Genomic DNA, 16,034 nt, shown 5'->3' with positions numbered 1-16,034 from the left:
CATGAACACACAACCTCTGCGCGTCGGCATCGGCGGCCCGGTCGGTTCCGGCAAAACCGCCCTGACGCTGGCCCTGTGCCTGGCGTTGCGCGAGCGCTACAACCTGGCGGTCGTGACCAACGACATCTACACCCGCGAAGACGCCGATTTTCTGGTACGCAACCAGGCCCTGGCGCCGGAACGGATCATCGGCGTGGAAACCGGCGGCTGCCCGCACACGGCGATCCGCGAAGATGCCTCGATCAACCTCGAAGCCGTGGACCAACTGAACCGACGCTTTCCGGGGCTGGACCTGATTCTGGTGGAATCTGGAGGCGACAACCTTTCGGCCACGTTCAGCCCGGAATTGTCCGACCTGACGATTTACGTAATCGACGTCTCGGCGGGCGACAAGCTGCCGCGCAAGGGTGGGCCGGGGATCTGCAAATCCGACCTGCTGGTGATCAACAAAGTCGACCTCGCTCCGCTGGTAGGTGCGTCGCTTTCGATGATGGACAGCGACACGAAGCGCATGCGCAACGGCAAACCGTTTGTCTTCAGCAACCAGAAAACCGGGCTGGGCCTGGAAGAAATCATCGCCTTCATCGAGCGCCAGGGCCTGCTGACCGCAGCCTGATTCCGATCAAACTTATCAACAAGGAAGCTTATCCATGACACTTAAACGCATCCTGGGCGCCATGGCCCTGCTGCTGACTCCGGCCATCGCCTTCGCCCACCCCGGTCACGGCGACAATGGCTTGATCGCCGGCATCAGCCACCCGATCGGCGGCCTTGATCACTTGCTGGCGATGGTTGCCGTCGGGCTGTGGGCGGCACAGCAGAAAGGCGCTGCACGCTGGGCGCTGCCGTGCACGTTCGTTGGCACCATGCTGATCGGCGGCTTGCTCGGTTTTGAAGGGCTGAACCTGCCAGCGCTGGAAAGCGGGATTGCGGCGTCGGTACTGGCGCTGGGGCTCGCGGTGGCGCTGGCGGTACGCCCGCCACTGAGCGTGGCGGTGGGTGCGACGGCGTTGTTTGCGTTGTTCCATGGCGTGGCGCATGGGCTGGAATTGCCGGACATGTCTAGCCCTTGGGCGTATGCCGCGGGTTTTGTGGCGGCGACAGCGGCATTGCATGCGGCGGGTTATGCGCTGGTTCGCGTGTTGCCGCAAGCAGCGGCGCCGCTGGTTCGTCTGGCGGGTGCGGCTTCGGCGGCGACCGGGGTGTGGTTGTTGGCGGGTTGATTTGGTTTTGCCTGTGATGGCCTCTTCGCGAGCAAGCCTCGCTCCTACAGGATTTGCGTCGTTCACATTATCGCGATCCGACGCAAATCCTGTAGGAGCGAGGCTTGCCCGCGAAGACGGCCTGACAGACACCACATCTCTCAGGCCTGATAACATGTCGCGCATTCGACCCTGCCGTGACGACGCCAGCCAATGCCTCATGCTCCCCGCTCCGCTTCCCAGCCTGAATTGACCGCTCTGTTTGCCGCGGTGCAACAGCATTTCCAGGACGTGATCGTGCCCCTCTGGCAAGGCCCCGGCTGGAATGCCGAACTGGCGCTGCCCTACGAAGCACTGGATGCCGAGCATCATCCCTTGCCACCGCAACGCTACCGGGCCATGGCCTGCGCGCGGCAGCTGTATCTGTTTTCCAGCCTGATCGGCCAGGTGCCGGGCGCGAAAGAGCGTGCGGCTGCGTTGTTCCGCTCGTTGCAGCAACATTTCCACGATGCCGAACACGGTGGCTGGTTCTACAGCATCGACCCGCAGGGCGCACCGCTGGATCAACGCAAAGATCTCTACACCCACGCCTTCATCCTCTTCGCCTGCGCCCATTACTGGGACAAGGTTCGCGAACCGCTGGTGGAGTCGGTGCTCAACGCGGTGCTGGAAGTGCTTGATCAGCGCTTCAGCTCGGGCGACGGCTTGTACGAAGCCTGCCTTGAGCGTGATTGGTCGTTGCTGAATACCGGGCCGCTGCAAAACCCGCTGATGCACCTCGCCGAAGCGTTTCTTGCCACGCTATCAGTGCGTGAAGACCTCGCCGTGCAGCGTGCGCTCGTCGAGTTATGCACAGCCATGCAACAACGCTTTATCGATCCGCAACACAGTGTGCTGATGGAAAAGCCGCTGGGGTCTGTGGATAACTGGTTTGAACCGGGACACCAGTTCGAATGGTATTTCCTGCTGGAGTCTTCGCCGCTGTTGCGCGGTTCGAAACTGCACGCCTCTGTGGAGCGCGCCTTTGCGTTCACCGAGAAACTGGGCGTCGATCAATCGAGTGGCGCCGTGCGCGCGATGCTCACGCTCGACGGGCATTCGAAAGATGCCACCCAACGCATCTGGGCTCAGGCTGAATACCTGCGTGCGTTGACGCTACGCCCGGACAGCGGGGCATCGGTACTGCACCAGTTGCAGGCGCTGCAACAGCGTTCTTTGCATGCGCGCGGTTGGTATGAGTGTCGTGACGAGAACGGTGAAGTGAGCCGGCAGGATATGCCGTCTACCACGCCTTATCATTTGGCGACCTGCTATGGCGGGCTGGCCGACTATCTTCGTTAACTGAAAGATCGCTATCGCCGGCAAGCCGGCTCCTACAAAGGTGAACCTGTAGGAGCCGGCTTGCCGGCGATTGGCTATTACGCGGTCTTACGCCTTGTTACGCTCAATCGCAAACCCGGCCCACGTCTGGCTCACCGGCATCAACTCGAGGCTGTTGATGTTGATGTGCGCCGGCGCATTGAGCACCCAGAAAATGGTCTCGGCGATGTCTTGCGGCTGGATCGCCTCGGCACCGGCGTAGGTCGCGTTGTAACGCTCCTGGTCACCGGCAAAGCGCACCAGCGAGAACTCACTCTCACACAGGCCCGGCTCGATGTTGCTGACGCGAACGCCCGTGCCTTGCAGGTCGCAGCGCAGGTTCAGGGAGAACTGTTTGACGAAGGCCTTGCTCGCGCCATACACGTGGCTGCCCGGATACGGGTAGTTGCCGGCAATGGAACCGAGGTTGATGATGCCGGCGCCACGGCCATGGGCGATCAGACGCGGCAACAGCAGGCGAGTGCTGTACATCAGGCCCTTGATGTTGGTGTCGACCATGGTGTCCCAATCATCAAGATCGCACTTCGGCGCCGGGTCCACGCCAAGCGCCAGGCCAGCGTTATTGATCAACCCGCGCAGCTTGGCGAAGGATGGTGGCAGGTTGGCAATCGCCTCCTCCATGGCCTTGCGATCACGCACGTCGAGCACCAGGGCATGGACCTCGGTCTGCTTCGACAACTCGGCGCACAAGGCATTGAGGCGCTCTTCACGACGACCTGTCAGCACCAGTTTCCAGCCAGCCTCGGCAAAACGACGGGCACAGGCTTCGCCAAAACCGGAAGTCGCGCCGGTAATAAACAGGGTGTTGGACATCGTGTTCTCCTTGCTTCGGCCGACGGGCCGCCATTGGATTAGAAAATCAGCTGGCAGCATGCCCGGCCTTGCCGACAGCGGCAACTATCAGAAAATCTGTACGAAAAACAACCAACGCGAGCAACGCCATATACACCGTGGCCTGTAGCTATGTACGCGCACGTTATCCACAGGCCGGTCCACAGTTTCCGGGGGCAAGTGAAAAAGCTGGAAGCCGCTGTGCACAAGGCTTTGCGGGCAGATCATAAAGTTTTTCGCTTGACCCTGAAGTGCTGGCTGTGTAGCCCAAGGCATTTTGCACGATTGACCGGGTTTGCCAACGATGGCGCCAAGCCAGTAACTACGGCCCTTAGCCGAGTCTTTCCAGAGTTTAACCACAGACTTATCCACAGGCTTCCCTCGTGTGTTTGAGGCCACTTTCGCAACCAATAAAAAGGTTGACAACGCTGACCTCAAGCCCGGCAAAAACGCCTGATCAAAAAACAACCACATCGCTACAGGCCACGATTTAAAAGGCTCTCAGCCAGCTACTCCCACGTTATTCACAGCCAGTTCCACAGCAAACGGGGACAAGTCAAAACCGTGACAAAACAACTATTTGCAGCGGCTTTATGTCGCGCTTTGAGAGCTTGGCAAATTTGTTTTCCACAATTCTGGAAAACACCTGTAGGAGCGAGCTTGCTCGCGATGGACGTCAACGATAACGCGAACATTCTGGATAAACGTGTCACCCGGAAAACCTTCGCGAGCAAGCTCGCTCCTACACGAGATTGTGGTGAATTCAGGATGAAAAAAGCCCCGACGATTGCTCGTCGGGGCTTTGGGTATTTCAACAGGACTCAATGCCCGCCGAGATAAGCGTTACGCACCTCTTCGTTCACCAGCAACTCCTTGCCGGTGCCACTGAGGCGGATCTCGCCGTTGACCATCACGTATGCCCGATCCGACAACCGCAGGGCGTGGTTGGCGTTCTGCTCGACCAGAAAGATGGTCATGCCGGTCTTGGCCAGTTCCCGCAGGGTGGCAAAGATCTGTTTCACCACAATCGGTGCGAGCCCCAGGCTCGGTTCATCGAGCAACAGCAGTTTCGGCCGGCTCATCAACGCACGGGCGATGGCGAGCATTTGCTGCTCGCCACCGGACATGGTCATGGCCCGCTGGGTCCGCCGCTCTTCGAGACGCGGAAACAGCTCGAACATGCGTTGCATGTCTTCCTTGGCGTACTTGTCACCAATCGGGATGGTGCCCATCTGCAGGTTTTCCTCGACGGTCATGTCGGGGAACACGCGCCGGCCTTCCGGTGATTGTGCAATGCCGTTCGATGCAATGTAGTGCGACGACTTATGGGTAATGTCCACGCCCTGATAGAGGATCTGCCCGTCTGCCGCGCGCGGCTGACCGAAGATCGACATCAGCAGGGTCGACTTGCCCGCGCCGTTGGAGCCGATGAGGCTGACGGTTTCCCCTTCGTTGATGTGCATCGAGACTTTTTTCAGGGCCTGGATCGGGCCGTAAAACACGTCCAGGTCTTTGAGTTCGAGGATCGGTTTGCTCATAGCACCACCTCCTCTTCATCGGCGCCCAGGTAGGCTGCAATCACTTTCGGATCGTTGCGAATCGCCTCGGGGCCACCCTCGGCGATGACGACGCCGTGGTCCAGCACCACGATGTGGTCGGAAATGCTCATAACCATGCCCATGTCGTGTTCGATCAGCACCACGGTCAGATCGTGCTCGTCGCGCAGCAGCCGGATCATCGCGCTCAGCGCTTCGGTTTCCTGAGGGTTGAGGCCGGCGGCCGGTTCGTCGAGGCAGATGATTTGCGGCCGGGTGCACATGGCCCGCGCAATCTCCAGACGACGCTGCTGGCCGTAGGACAACTCACCGGCCAGACGGTTGGCGCAATCCACCAGGTCCACCACTTCCAGCCAGTAGAAGGCGTGGTCCAGCGCATCGCTTTCAGCCTTGCGATAGCCCTTGGTGTTGAGGATACCCGCGAGCATGCTGCGGTTGACCCACATGTGTTGGGCCACCAGCAGGTTTTCCAGCACCGACATTTCCTTGAACAGGCGAATGTTCTGGAAGGTCCGCGCCAGGCCGGCACGGTTCACCAGGTGAGTGCCACCGAACATCTTGTAGTGGAGCCGGCTGATGAAGCTTTTCGGCGATACAAAATCAGTCGCCTTGAACGGCTCACCGAGCATTTTGATGACATCGGTGCGCTCGCCGCGCACGTTGAGTTCGATCTTGCCGCCCGAGGCCTTGTAGAACCCGGTCAGGCAGTTGAACACGGTGGTCTTGCCGGCGCCGTTGGGGCCGATCAAGGCGAAGATCGAGTTGCGCTTGACCTTCAGGCTGACATCGTTCAACGCCTTGATGCCGCCGAAGTGCATCATCAGCTTCTCGACCGAGAGTACGACTTCGCTCATGGCGCTACTCCTTTACGCGGGGTCACACCGGTACGGCTAATCCGAATCAGGCCGCGCGGTCGCCAGATCATCATCAACACCATCAGGATGCCGAACAGCAGCACGCGGTATTCCGCGAAGCCACGCAGCAGTTCCGGGGCCACCGTCAGCACGAAGGCTGCGATAACCACGCCGATGGTCGAGCCCATGCCGCCGAGTACCACGATGGCGAGGATCAGGGCCGATTCAAAGAAGGTGAACGAGGTCGGGTTGACGAAGCCCTGGTAGGTGGCGAAGAACACGCCAGCGAGGCCGGCCGTCGACGCACCGATGGTGAACGCGGAAAGCTTGACCAGCACGTGGTTCAGACCCATGGAACGGCAGGCGATTTCATCTTCACGCAAGGCTTCCCAGGCGCGACCTACCGGCATGCGAGTCAGGCGGTGCTTGATGTACAGCACGGCCAGCACGACCAGGAACAATACCGCGTAGATGAAGTAGTACTTCACGTCAGGGTTATAGGCGATGCCGAAAAACTCGTGGAACGGAACACCACCGTCCTTCGCCCTTTTGCCGAACTCGAGGCCGAAGAAGGTTGGCAGGGGCGCCGGCATACCGTTTGGGCCACCGGTCAGGGTCAGCCAGTTATTGAGGATCAAGCGGATGATTTCACCGAAGCCCAGGGTCACGATCGCCAGGTAGTCACCGTGCAGGCGCAACACCGGGAAACCGAGGATGCAACCGGCCAGCCCCGCCGTGATCGCCGCCAGTGGCAGCACCGTCCAGAAACCCAGCCCCAGGTATTGATAACCGAGTGCCAACCCATAGGCGCCGATGGCGTAGAACGCCACGTAACCGAGGTCAAGCAGACCGGCCAGGCCAACCACGATGTTCAGACCAAGCCCGAGCAGCACGTAGATCAACCCGAGGATGACCACGCCCAGCAGGTAGGAGTTGGAGAAAAACGGGAACACCACGGCGATGACGATCATCAGCGGGATGATCCAGCGCAGCCGGGATTTGTAATCGGGTGCCAGTACATGAACCCCCGAACCGGTGGTTTCAAAGCCTTCGAGAATTCTCAGGCCTTTCGGCGTTTGCAGGAACAGGCTCAAGGCAAAGCGGCCGGCCATGACAATGGCGACAATCCACGCCACTCGGGTCGTTTCCAGATTGAAGCCGTAGCCGTCGAGGACTATGCCAACAATCGGGCCGAACACGATGAGGGCAACAAGACCGGCAAGAATCGCGTCAACCAGGCTTCTTTTGAGATCAATGGTTTTTTTAGTGGTTGAAGACATCGCTTACACCTTCGACACAAGAGGACGGCCGAGCAGGCCTTGGGGCCGAAAGACCAGAACGAGAACGAGCAGCGAGAAGCTGAAAACGTCTTTGTAGTCCGAGTTGACCAGACCCGAGAACAGCGACTCGGAAATCCCGAGAATGATCCCGCCGAGCATCGCGCCAGGCAGCGAGCCGATCCCGCCGAGTACCGCTGCGGTGAACGCCTTGATGCCGATGACGAAGCCTGCGTAGAAGTCGAACGTGCCGTAGTTCATGGTGATCAGCACGCCGGCCAGGGCCGCCATTGCCGCACCGATGATGAACACGTAGGAAATGACGCGGTCGGTGTTGATCCCAAGGATGGAGGCCATCTTGCGGTCTTGCTGGGTGGCGCGGCACATGCGGCCGAGCTTGGTGTACTTGATGACGTAGGTCAGCAGGGCCATGCCGGCGAATGCGGCAACCAGGATGAAGATCTTGGTGTAGGTGAGCTGAACGAAGCCGCTTCCGACCTCCACTCGCCATGCACCGGTCAGCAGGGTCGGTACGCCTTGTTGACGGGCGCCCTGTGCGATCTGTGCATAGTTTTGCAGGATCAGCGAAATACCGATGGCGCTGATCAGCGGTGCCAGTCGGGTGGAGTTACGCAGGGGTTTGTAGGCGACACGCTCGATGACCCAGCCATAGACCGCTGTGACAATGATGGTGAAGACCAGTGTGCCAAGCATCAGCAGAGGGAAGGATTCAATACCGAAGTATGCCAGCAGAGCCAGACTGATTGCCGCGAGGTAAGCGGAAATCATGTAAACCTCGCCGTGGGCGAAGTTGATCATGCCGATGATGCCATAGACCATTGTGTAGCCGATGGCGATCAGGCCATAGACCGACCCGAGGGTCAGGCCGTTGACCAGTTGCTGCAGGAAAATACCATCCATAACGCAATCTCACGCATTTGAGAGACTGCACAGAAGCGAGGTGCGACGGACCGGGGTTCAGCCACCCGCGCAACACGGTTGTGTGCAGCTCTACGAGAAAAGACAGGTACTGCACGGACATGTTCTTCGATTGCCCGGCGCTCAAGGCGCCGGGCAGATCAACAGCTCATATCACTTCTGTTTTTCCAGTTGGTGGTATTTGCCATCCTTGTCCCACTGATAAACCACGTAGTCGGAGACTTTCAGGTCGCCCTTGGCGTCCCAGGTCTTCTCGCCCATCACGGTTTTAACCGGGTTTTTCTTCAGCCACTCAGCCGCTTTTTCGCCGCTGTTGGACTTGGCGCCGTTGAAAGCAGCCGCCAGGGTCTGAACCGAAGCGTAGGCGTACAGGGTGTAGCCTTCTGGCTCGGTGCCGGCTTTGCGGAAGGTGTCTACCACGGTTTTGCTGTCAGGCAGCAGGCGTGGGTCGGCACCGAAGGTCATGTACACGCCATCAACGTTCTGCGGGCCACCGGCGGTGGTCACGAGTTCGTCAGTAACGATGCCGTCATCGGACATGAATTTGACGTCTTTGAGGCCTTGTTCACGCAGTTGGCGAACCAGTGGACCGGCTTCCGGGTGCAGGCCGCCGAAATAGACGACATCGGCACCGGCTGCACGGATCTTGGTTACCACGGCGCTGAAGTCTTTCTCGCCGCGAGTCAGGCCTTCGTACAGAACCGGCGTTACGCCGCGCTTGGCCAGTTGAGCCTTGGTGGCATCGGCCAGGCCTTGGCCGTAGGTGTCTTTGTCGTGCAGAACCACGACTTTCTTGCCCTTGAGCACGTCGACGATGTAGTCGCCGGCAACGATGCCCTGCTGGTCGTCACGACCGCACATACGGAACATGGCGCTCAGACCACGCTCGGTCACCTGTGGGTTGGTGGAGCCCGGAGTGATTGCGATGATGCCTGCTTCGTCGTAGATCTCGGAGGCCGGGATGGTCGACGAGGAGCAGAAGTGACCAACCACGCCTGCCACTTTCTGGTTGGTCAGGTCCTTGGCGACCGTCACAGCCTGTTTCGGTTCGCAGGCGTCATCGCCCTTGACCAGTACGATTTTTTCCCCGTTGACGCCGCCCGACGCGTTGATTGCGTCGGCTGCTGCCTGTGCACCCTTCATGTACTGCTCGCCAAATGCTGCGTTGGCGCCTGTCATAGGACCCGCAACACCGATTTTTACGTCAGCCTGTGCAAACGCAGAAACACCCAGCGCAGCTGCCACTGCGAGGGCCAGAAAGCCTTTCTTGTAAAACGTCTGGGACATGAGGTGGTGCTCCAAGGTTTTTTTTTAGTTGGCACTGCGACTTCACTGAATGCTCAGAGCAAGGGCCGTGCCATCGGTTTTTTATTCTGAAAAAAGTCGCTGCTTTATTGTTATTTCGACTGTTTCGAGCCCATTTTCATTGGGCGTGCAACCGTCTAAACCGCGGAAGGTGAAACCATTTATTTTTTAAGGCGCAACCCTCGCGCGCCATCATTGCAACCGCGGCGCCAAACGACGTGCAACCAGCCTGTAACAACGTGCGTCACCGAAGTGCACACTGCTGGTGCGGTACTGCTACAACCCGCACCTTTTACAGGCTAGCCGCTGCGCCGAAAAGCGCCGCTTCCAGCAACAAATTTCAACAATCAAATCACGATCCGCAGGCACTGGCCCGCGTGATACAGCGAAAACCCCGCCTCATATAGACAGCTACGCAGCCCCACCCCCGCCAGTGGCTGCATGGGTGCGAAGGGAATCGGCAGCGCCTGAGGATTTCCGTTACACAAATAATCGGCAAAGGCTTTGCCGACCACCGTCCCCGTGGTCACGCCCCGTCCGTTGTAACCGGTGACTGCCACTAAACCGGGCGCCGGTTCGAACAGGCGCATCAAATGATCGGGCGTGAACGCGATGCAACCGGTCCAGGTGCACTCCCATTCCACCTGTTTGAGGTACGGAAAATAGTGCTGCTGAACCCGGTCGGCCCAAGCCTTGAGGAACCAGGTCGGCTTCTGATTGCCATTACCCAGACTGCCGAGTAACAGGCGACCGTCTTTGTCGCGACGAATACTGCTGAGCACCTGCCGGGTGTCCCACGAACCCTGGCCACCCGGGAGGATTTGCTGCGCGGCGTCGTCAGTCAGCGGCACCGAGGCCACTTGATAGTAATAACCGGGGAAGAAATTGCGCCGCAGTTCCGTCCAGTCACCTTCGGTGTAAGCGTTGGACGCAATCACGACTTGCTCGGCAAGCACCGAACCCTGCGCCGTTTGCACCGACCAGCGCTGGCCCTGACGCTCAAGCCTGGTCACGGGAGAATGATCGAACAGCCGACCGCCAAGGCCGATGGCCGCCTTGGCCAGCCCCGTGGTGTAAGCCATCGGGTTGATCGTGCCGGCACGCTTATCGAGCAACGCGGCGGCGATTTTTTTGGTGCCGGTGGCTTGCTCGCAGGCTTGACCGGTCAGCAATTCCACCGGGGCACCGCGACGTTTCCATTGTTCTTCACGACTGCGCAAATCCGCTTCGCCACGGGCGTTGTGCGCCATGTGCAACGTGCCTTCGCGGCGTAACTGGCAATCGATGTTGTATTTGTCGACCAGGCTGAACACCAGGGACGGCGCGGCACCCAGCATGCGATTGAGCTGACTGCCCACCGCTTCGCCGAACCCGGCTTCGATCTCGTCCGGTGGAATCCACATGCCGGCGTTGACCAGCCCGACGTTGCGCCCCGAACCGCCATGACCGGCACGATGAGCTTCCAGCACACACACCGTCTTGCCTTGTTCCAGCAGATGCACCGCCGCCGACAGACCGGTGAACCCGGCACCGATGACGCAGACATCGACCGTTACTTCGCCCTTGAGCGCAGCATTGTCGGGCCTTTGCGGCGTCAGTTTTTCCCACAGACACTCTTCGCGTAACGGCATTGCCAGACTCCAACAGAAACCTAACAAACAACAAAGCAAAAGCTTCGCGGGCAAGCCTCGCTCCTACAGGTGTTGAGTGATCCTGTGTAGGAGCGAGGCTTGCCCGCGAAGGGGCCCATCAGTCGAACGTAATCCCCTGCGCCAACGGCAACTCCAGCGAGTAGTTCACGGTGTTGGTCTGGCGGCGCATGTACCCGCGCCAGGCATCGGAGCCCGACTCACGACCACCGCCGGTTTCTTTCTCGCCACCAAACGCGCCGCCGATTTCCGCGCCGCTCGGGCCGATGTTGACGTTGGCGATGCCGCAGTCGCTGCCCACTGCGGACATGAATTGCTCGGCTTCACGCACGTCAGTGGTGAAGATGCACGAAGACAGGCCTTGTGGCACCGAGTTGTTCAAACGCAGGGCTTCGTCGAAGTCTTTGTAGCCGATCACATAAAGAATCGGCGCGAAGGTTTCGTGGCAGACCACGTCGCTCTGCTCCGGCATTTCAACAATGGCCGGCGAGACGTAGTAAGCGTTCGGGTATTTGTCTTCCAGCTGACGCTTGCCGCCGAAGACCCGGCCGCCCTCGCTCAGGGCCTGCTCCAGCGCATCCTGCATGTTGTCGAAGCTGTGTTTGTCGATCAGCGGACCGATCAGGTTGCCTTCCAGCGGGTTGCCGATACGCACTTTCGAGTACGCGGCTTTCAGGCGGGTGACGATTTCTTCTTTCACCGATTCGTGAGCGATCAGGCGACGCAACGTGGTGCAACGCTGACCGGCAGTGCCGACGGCGCTGAACAGGATGGCGCGAACGGCCATGTCCAGGTCTGCGCTTGGGCCGAGGATCATGGCGTTGTTGCCACCCAGTTCGAGAATGCTGCGGGCGAAACGTGCGGCGATTTTCGGTGCCACTTCGCGGCCCATGCGGGTGCTGCCGGTGGCGCTGATCAGCGCGACACGCGGGTCATCGACCAGTGCTTCGCCAGCATCGCGACCGCCAATGATCACCTGGCTCAGGTGCGCAGGTGCGTCGCTGAAGTTTTTCAGTACGCGGTCGAACAGCGCCTGGCAGGCCAGTGCGGTCAACGGGGTTTTCTCCGACGGTTTCCAGATCACCGGGTTGCCGCAAACCAGCGCCAGCGTGGTGTTCCAGGCCCAGACCGCGACCGGGAAGTTGAACGCACTGATCACGCCCACGACGCCCAGCGGGTGCCAGGTTTCGCGCATGTGGTGGCCAGGACGCTCGGAAGCGATGGTCAAACCGTACAGCTGACGGGACAGACCGACGGCGAAGTCGCAGATGTCGATCATCTCCTGAACTTCACCCAGGCCTTCCTGAGTGATCTTGCCCGCTTCCCAGGACACCAGCTCGCCGAGGTCGGCCTTGTATTCGCGCAGGATGTCGCCCAGTTGACGCACCAATTCGCCACGGCGCGGGGCCGGGACCTTGCGCCACAATTCGAACGCATGATCTGCGCGACTGATGTGCTGCTCGACTTCAGCGGCGCCTTCCCAGTTCACAGAGGCGATCTTGCTGCCATCGATCGGCGAATGCACCGGCACTTTGCCGTTCTGGTACAGGGCCGGGTTCACACCAAGACGATCAAGCAATGCGGCAACCATGGGTCACTCCTCGAGCTAAAACAGAAAACGTGCAGCCGGAATATCACGGCTGATCAGACCTGTAGTTTTAGCTCGCCGGAGGTTACCCAACAAACGACCTTTAAGAGAGATATCATTCCGTTTATTCATGCTGCGAATTGCTGGTCAGCAAGAAACAAGAAAAAAGGACAACCCATGCTGAATAAACGCTACCTGCCGTCGATCACCGCGCTGCAGTGTTTCGAGGCCGTGACCCGGCATTTGAGCTTCACGCGGGCCGCCGAAGAGCTGAACCTGACCCAGAGCGCCGTCAGCAAACAGGTCGCGCAACTCGAAGAATTGTTGCAGCACCTGTTGTTCCGTCGGGTACGCCGACGCCTGCAAATGACTCCGGCCGGTGATCTGTATCTGGTTGAGGTACGAAAAATCCTCACGCAAGTCGAGATGTCGACCCATTACTTGCGCTCCTACGGCGGTGAGACCGAAGTCCTGCGCGTCTCGACGCCTCCGACGTTCGGCGCCCGCTGGCTGGTCCCCCGTTTGAAGGGCTGGCGACTGCGCCATCCGTCGATTCATCTGGACCTGTGCAGCGAGCAGGAAGCCGATGACCTGCTGCAAGGTCGCAGCGATCTGGCGTTCTATTTCGGCCAGGGCTCACGGCCCCGCACCGAATGCCTGAAGCTGTTCGGCGAAGAGCTTGTTCCGGTGTGTGCACCGAGCAGCCTGCCGGCCACGCCGTTCACCGATCCGACACAACTCACCGACCTGGTCCTGCTGCAAAACGCCTCCCGGCCGCAAGCCTGGCACGACTGGTTCGACAGCCAGGGTTACCACACCGAACACAGCTACCACGGCCCGCGCTTCGAAACCTTTTATATGTGCATCCGTGCCGCACAGGTCGGCTGCGGCGTGGCGTTGTTGCCGCGGTTTCTGGTGGAAGAGGAATTGGCCGACGGCAAACTGGTCATTCCCTGGCAGCATGCAATGCCCAGTTCCGACGCCTATTACCTGGCGTACCCGGAGCATTCGGCGGAAGTGCCGAAGGTGCGGGATTTTGTGAAGTGGATGCTGGAGCAGATCGATAGCCCTGTAATGCCTTGAGGACGCCTTCGCCGGCAAGCCGTGCTCCTAAAGGTTTCGGGCCAGACAAAGGTCCTGTAGGAGCCGGGCTTGCTGGCGAAGAGGCCATCGGCAGCGGCACAACCCTCACAAAAAAACACTGGCAATACCCCGCGCTGATATGCGCCACTAGCCCCCATCATTGAAACAGCTGCAACGTCGCCGCCACGGGCCGCGGCCAGCCTGGAGACCCCCGTTATGAGCGAGAGTGTGTTTGCCGATCGCATCGTGCAGAACCTGCTCGACACCGACTTCTACAAACTGACGATGATGCAGGCGGTGCTGCACAACTACCCGAACGTGGAAGTCGAATGGGAGTTTCGTTGCCGTAACAGTGAGGATTTGCGCCCGTACCTGGCGGAAATCCGCTTTCAGATCGAGCGCCTGGCCGAGCTGAGCCTGAGCGCCGACCAGTTGAGTTTCATGGAGCGCATCAGCTTCATGAAGCCGGATTTCCTGCGTTTTCTCGGGTTGTTCCGCTTCAATCTGCGCTACGTCCACACCGGCATCGAAAACGGCGAACTGTTCATCCGCCTGCGCGGGCCGTGGCTGCATGTGATCCTGTTCGAAGTGCCGCTGCTATCCATCGTCAGCGAAGTGCGCAACCGCTATCGCTACCGGGAGATCGTGCTGGTGCAGGCGCGTGAGCAGCTCTATCGCAAGTTCGACTGGCTGACCGCGAATGCCAGCAGTGACGAATTGTCCGAATTGCAGGTAGCCGATTTCGGTACTCGCCGTCGCTTCTCTTACCGTGTGCAGGAAGAAGTGGTGAACGTGCTCAAGCACGATTTCCCCGGGCGCTTCGTCGGCACCAGCAATGTGCACCTTTCGCGAGAGCTGGGCATGAAACCGTTGGGCACCATGGCCCACGAGTGGATCATGGCCCACCAGCAACTGGGCCCGCGGCTGATCGACAGCCAGATCGCCGCCCTCGATTGCTGGGTCCGCGAGTACCGCGGCCTGCTGGGGATCGCCTTGACTGACTGCATCACCATGGATGCCTTCCTCAACGACTTCGACCTGTTCTTCGCCAAGCTCTTTGACGGTCTGCGACATGACTCCGGTGATCCGGTGATCTGGGCGGAAAAGGCGATCGCCCACTATCAAAAGCTGGGTATCGACCCGATGAGCAAGACGCTGACGTTCTCCGACAGCCTGACGTTGCCCAAGGCGCTGGAAATATTTCGCGCATTGCGCGGTCGGATCAATGTCAGCTTTGGTATCGGTACCAACCTGACGTGCGATATTCCGGGTGTCGAACCGATGAGCATCGTGCTTAAAATGGCGGCCTGCAACGGCCAGCCGGTGGCAAAGATCTCCGACGAGCCTGGCAAGACTCACTGTAAAGACCCGAATTTCGTTGCCTATTTGCGACACGTTTTCAAAGTTCCTGCCGCCCTTTCCAGCACACCAAGCAAGGAGTGAATTCATGCAAGCCGTACAGCGTGAGATTGCTGAGCAGCTCAAGGTTCAACCGCCATTCGCCGACGAGGCCGCCCTCGAGGCTGAAATCGTGCGGCGCATCAGTTTCATCCAGGATTGCCTGGTCAATTCCGGGCTCAAGACATTGGTACTCGGGATCAGCGGCGGCGTCGACTCCCTGACCGCCGGCCTGCTGGCCCAGCGCGCCATGTGTGAACTGCGCACCCGCACCGGTGATGACAACTACAAGTTCATCGCCGTGCGCCTGCCGTACGAAACCCAGTTCGATGAACACGACGCCCAGGCGTCGGTGGATTTCATCAAGCCAGACGAGCGCCACACCGTGAACATCGGCCCGGCGGTCAAATCCCTGGCCAATGAAGTGGCAGCGTTCGAAGGCAAGCACGCGGTCTCGGTGGATTTCGTCCTCGGCAACACCAAGGCGCGGATGCGCATGGTCGCCCAGTACACCATCGCCGGCGCGGCCCATGGCCTGGTGATCGGCACCGACCATGCGGCGGAAGCGGTGATGGGTTTCTTCACCAAGTTCGGTGACGGCGCCTGCGACCTGGCCCCGTTGAGCGGTCTGGTGAAAAATCAGGTCCGGGCGATTGCCCGCAGTTTCGGCGCGCCGGAATCGCTGGTGGAAAAAGTCCCGACAGCGGACCTTGAAGACCTGTCGCCGGGTAAACCGGACGAAGCGTCCCATGGCGTGACGTATGCCGAAATCGATGCGTTCCTGCATGGGCAGCCGGTGCGCGAGGAAGCGTTCAAGATCATTTGCGATACGTACAGGAAGACCCATCACAAGCGGGTGATGCCTTTCGCCCCATAAGATTTGGGTTGTCAGTCCCGACGTCATCGCCAGCAAGCTGGCTCCTACAAGTACCGCGCGGTCACTGTAGGAGCCAGCTTGCTGGCGATGAACGA

Annotated in this window: 14 protein-coding genes; 6 read left to right on the top strand and 8 right to left on the bottom strand. The window is 59.7% G+C overall.

Going from position 1 to position 16,034, the window contains the following annotated elements; translation table 11 throughout:
• Position 1: 1 nt before the first annotated feature.
• From ureG to KGB24_RS12135, 3 genes are all read left to right on the top strand, one after another.
• The gene (gene ureG, locus KGB24_RS12145; protein ID WP_008035409.1) at positions 2 to 616 is read left to right on the top strand and encodes an urease accessory protein UreG; all 615 of its coding nucleotides are present in this window, start codon (positions 2 to 4) and stop codon (positions 614 to 616) included.
• A 34-nt stretch (positions 617 to 650) separates the two neighbouring features.
• Positions 651 to 1,223, top strand: coding sequence for a HupE/UreJ family protein (locus tag KGB24_RS12140; RefSeq protein WP_192226939.1), 573 nt, complete (start codon positions 651 to 653; stop codon positions 1,221 to 1,223).
• A 192-nt stretch (positions 1,224 to 1,415) separates the two neighbouring features.
• Complete coding sequence (locus KGB24_RS12135; RefSeq protein WP_223414889.1) at positions 1,416 to 2,543, top strand: AGE family epimerase/isomerase; 1,128 nt, start codon at positions 1,416 to 1,418, stop codon at positions 2,541 to 2,543.
• An 87-nt stretch (positions 2,544 to 2,630) separates the two neighbouring features.
• Here the strand turns inward: KGB24_RS12135 and KGB24_RS12130 are convergent, their stop codons facing one another.
• From KGB24_RS12130 to KGB24_RS12095, 8 genes are all read right to left on the bottom strand, one after another.
• Positions 2,631 to 3,395, bottom strand: coding sequence for an SDR family oxidoreductase (locus KGB24_RS12130; protein ID WP_223414886.1), 765 nt, complete (start codon positions 3,393 to 3,395; stop codon positions 2,631 to 2,633).
• A gap of 839 nt (positions 3,396 to 4,234) precedes the next feature.
• Complete coding sequence (locus tag KGB24_RS12125) at positions 4,235 to 4,951, bottom strand: ABC transporter ATP-binding protein (protein ID WP_223414883.1); 717 nt, start codon at positions 4,949 to 4,951, stop codon at positions 4,235 to 4,237.
• Complete coding sequence (locus tag KGB24_RS12120; RefSeq protein ID WP_008035389.1) at positions 4,948 to 5,823, bottom strand: ABC transporter ATP-binding protein; 876 nt, start codon at positions 5,821 to 5,823, stop codon at positions 4,948 to 4,950. Before KGB24_RS12120 ends, KGB24_RS12125 begins: the two co-directional genes overlap by 4 nt.
• Positions 5,820 to 7,103 (bottom strand): high-affinity branched-chain amino acid ABC transporter permease LivM, encoded by a 1,284-nt coding sequence (livM, locus tag KGB24_RS12115; RefSeq protein WP_008035387.1) that lies wholly within the window; start codon positions 7,101 to 7,103, stop codon positions 5,820 to 5,822. Before livM ends, KGB24_RS12120 begins: the two co-directional genes overlap by 4 nt.
• Before the next feature lie 3 nt (positions 7,104 to 7,106).
• The gene (locus tag KGB24_RS12110; protein ID WP_008035385.1) at positions 7,107 to 8,021 is read right to left on the bottom strand and encodes an ABC transporter permease subunit; all 915 of its coding nucleotides are present in this window, start codon (positions 8,019 to 8,021) and stop codon (positions 7,107 to 7,109) included.
• A gap of 171 nt (positions 8,022 to 8,192) precedes the next feature.
• Positions 8,193 to 9,326 carry a branched-chain amino acid ABC transporter substrate-binding protein gene (locus KGB24_RS12105; RefSeq protein ID WP_008035383.1) on the bottom strand — a complete coding sequence of 378 codons (1,134 nt, stop codon included), beginning with the start codon at positions 9,324 to 9,326 and terminating at the stop codon, positions 8,193 to 8,195.
• A gap of 365 nt (positions 9,327 to 9,691) precedes the next feature.
• Entirely contained in the window at positions 9,692 to 10,975 is a 1,284-nt protein-coding gene (locus tag KGB24_RS12100; protein WP_008035381.1) for an NAD(P)/FAD-dependent oxidoreductase, read from the bottom strand.
• A 118-nt stretch (positions 10,976 to 11,093) separates the two neighbouring features.
• Positions 11,094 to 12,584: an aldehyde dehydrogenase family protein gene (locus KGB24_RS12095; protein ID WP_192226936.1), complete on the bottom strand. Its 1,491-nt coding sequence runs from the start codon at positions 12,582 to 12,584 to the stop codon at positions 11,094 to 11,096.
• Positions 12,585 to 12,758: 174 nt separating this feature from the next.
• On the opposite strand from KGB24_RS12095, the gene KGB24_RS12090 reads away from it, so the two are divergent.
• The 3 genes from KGB24_RS12090 to nadE all read left to right on the top strand — a co-directional run bounded on the left by KGB24_RS12090 (position 12,759) and on the right by nadE (position 15,939).
• Positions 12,759 to 13,664, top strand: coding sequence for a LysR family transcriptional regulator (locus KGB24_RS12090; RefSeq protein WP_008043152.1), 906 nt, complete (start codon positions 12,759 to 12,761; stop codon positions 13,662 to 13,664).
• Positions 13,665 to 13,880: 216 nt separating this feature from the next.
• Positions 13,881 to 15,107, top strand: coding sequence for a nicotinate phosphoribosyltransferase (gene pncB, locus KGB24_RS12085; protein ID WP_223414881.1), 1,227 nt, complete (start codon positions 13,881 to 13,883; stop codon positions 15,105 to 15,107).
• A 4-nt stretch (positions 15,108 to 15,111) separates the two neighbouring features.
• Positions 15,112 to 15,939 carry an ammonia-dependent NAD(+) synthetase gene (gene nadE, locus KGB24_RS12080; protein ID WP_008035373.1) on the top strand — a complete coding sequence of 276 codons (828 nt, stop codon included), beginning with the start codon at positions 15,112 to 15,114 and terminating at the stop codon, positions 15,937 to 15,939.
• Positions 15,940 to 16,034: the final 95 nt, after the last annotated feature.

Origin of the sequence: Pseudomonas sp. BF-RE-25, from assembly GCF_019956105.1 — a bacterium.
Classification (GTDB): Bacteria; Pseudomonadota; Gammaproteobacteria; order Pseudomonadales; family Pseudomonadaceae; genus Aquipseudomonas; species Aquipseudomonas migulae.
This window is presented reverse-complemented; position numbering and strand designations above follow the sequence as displayed.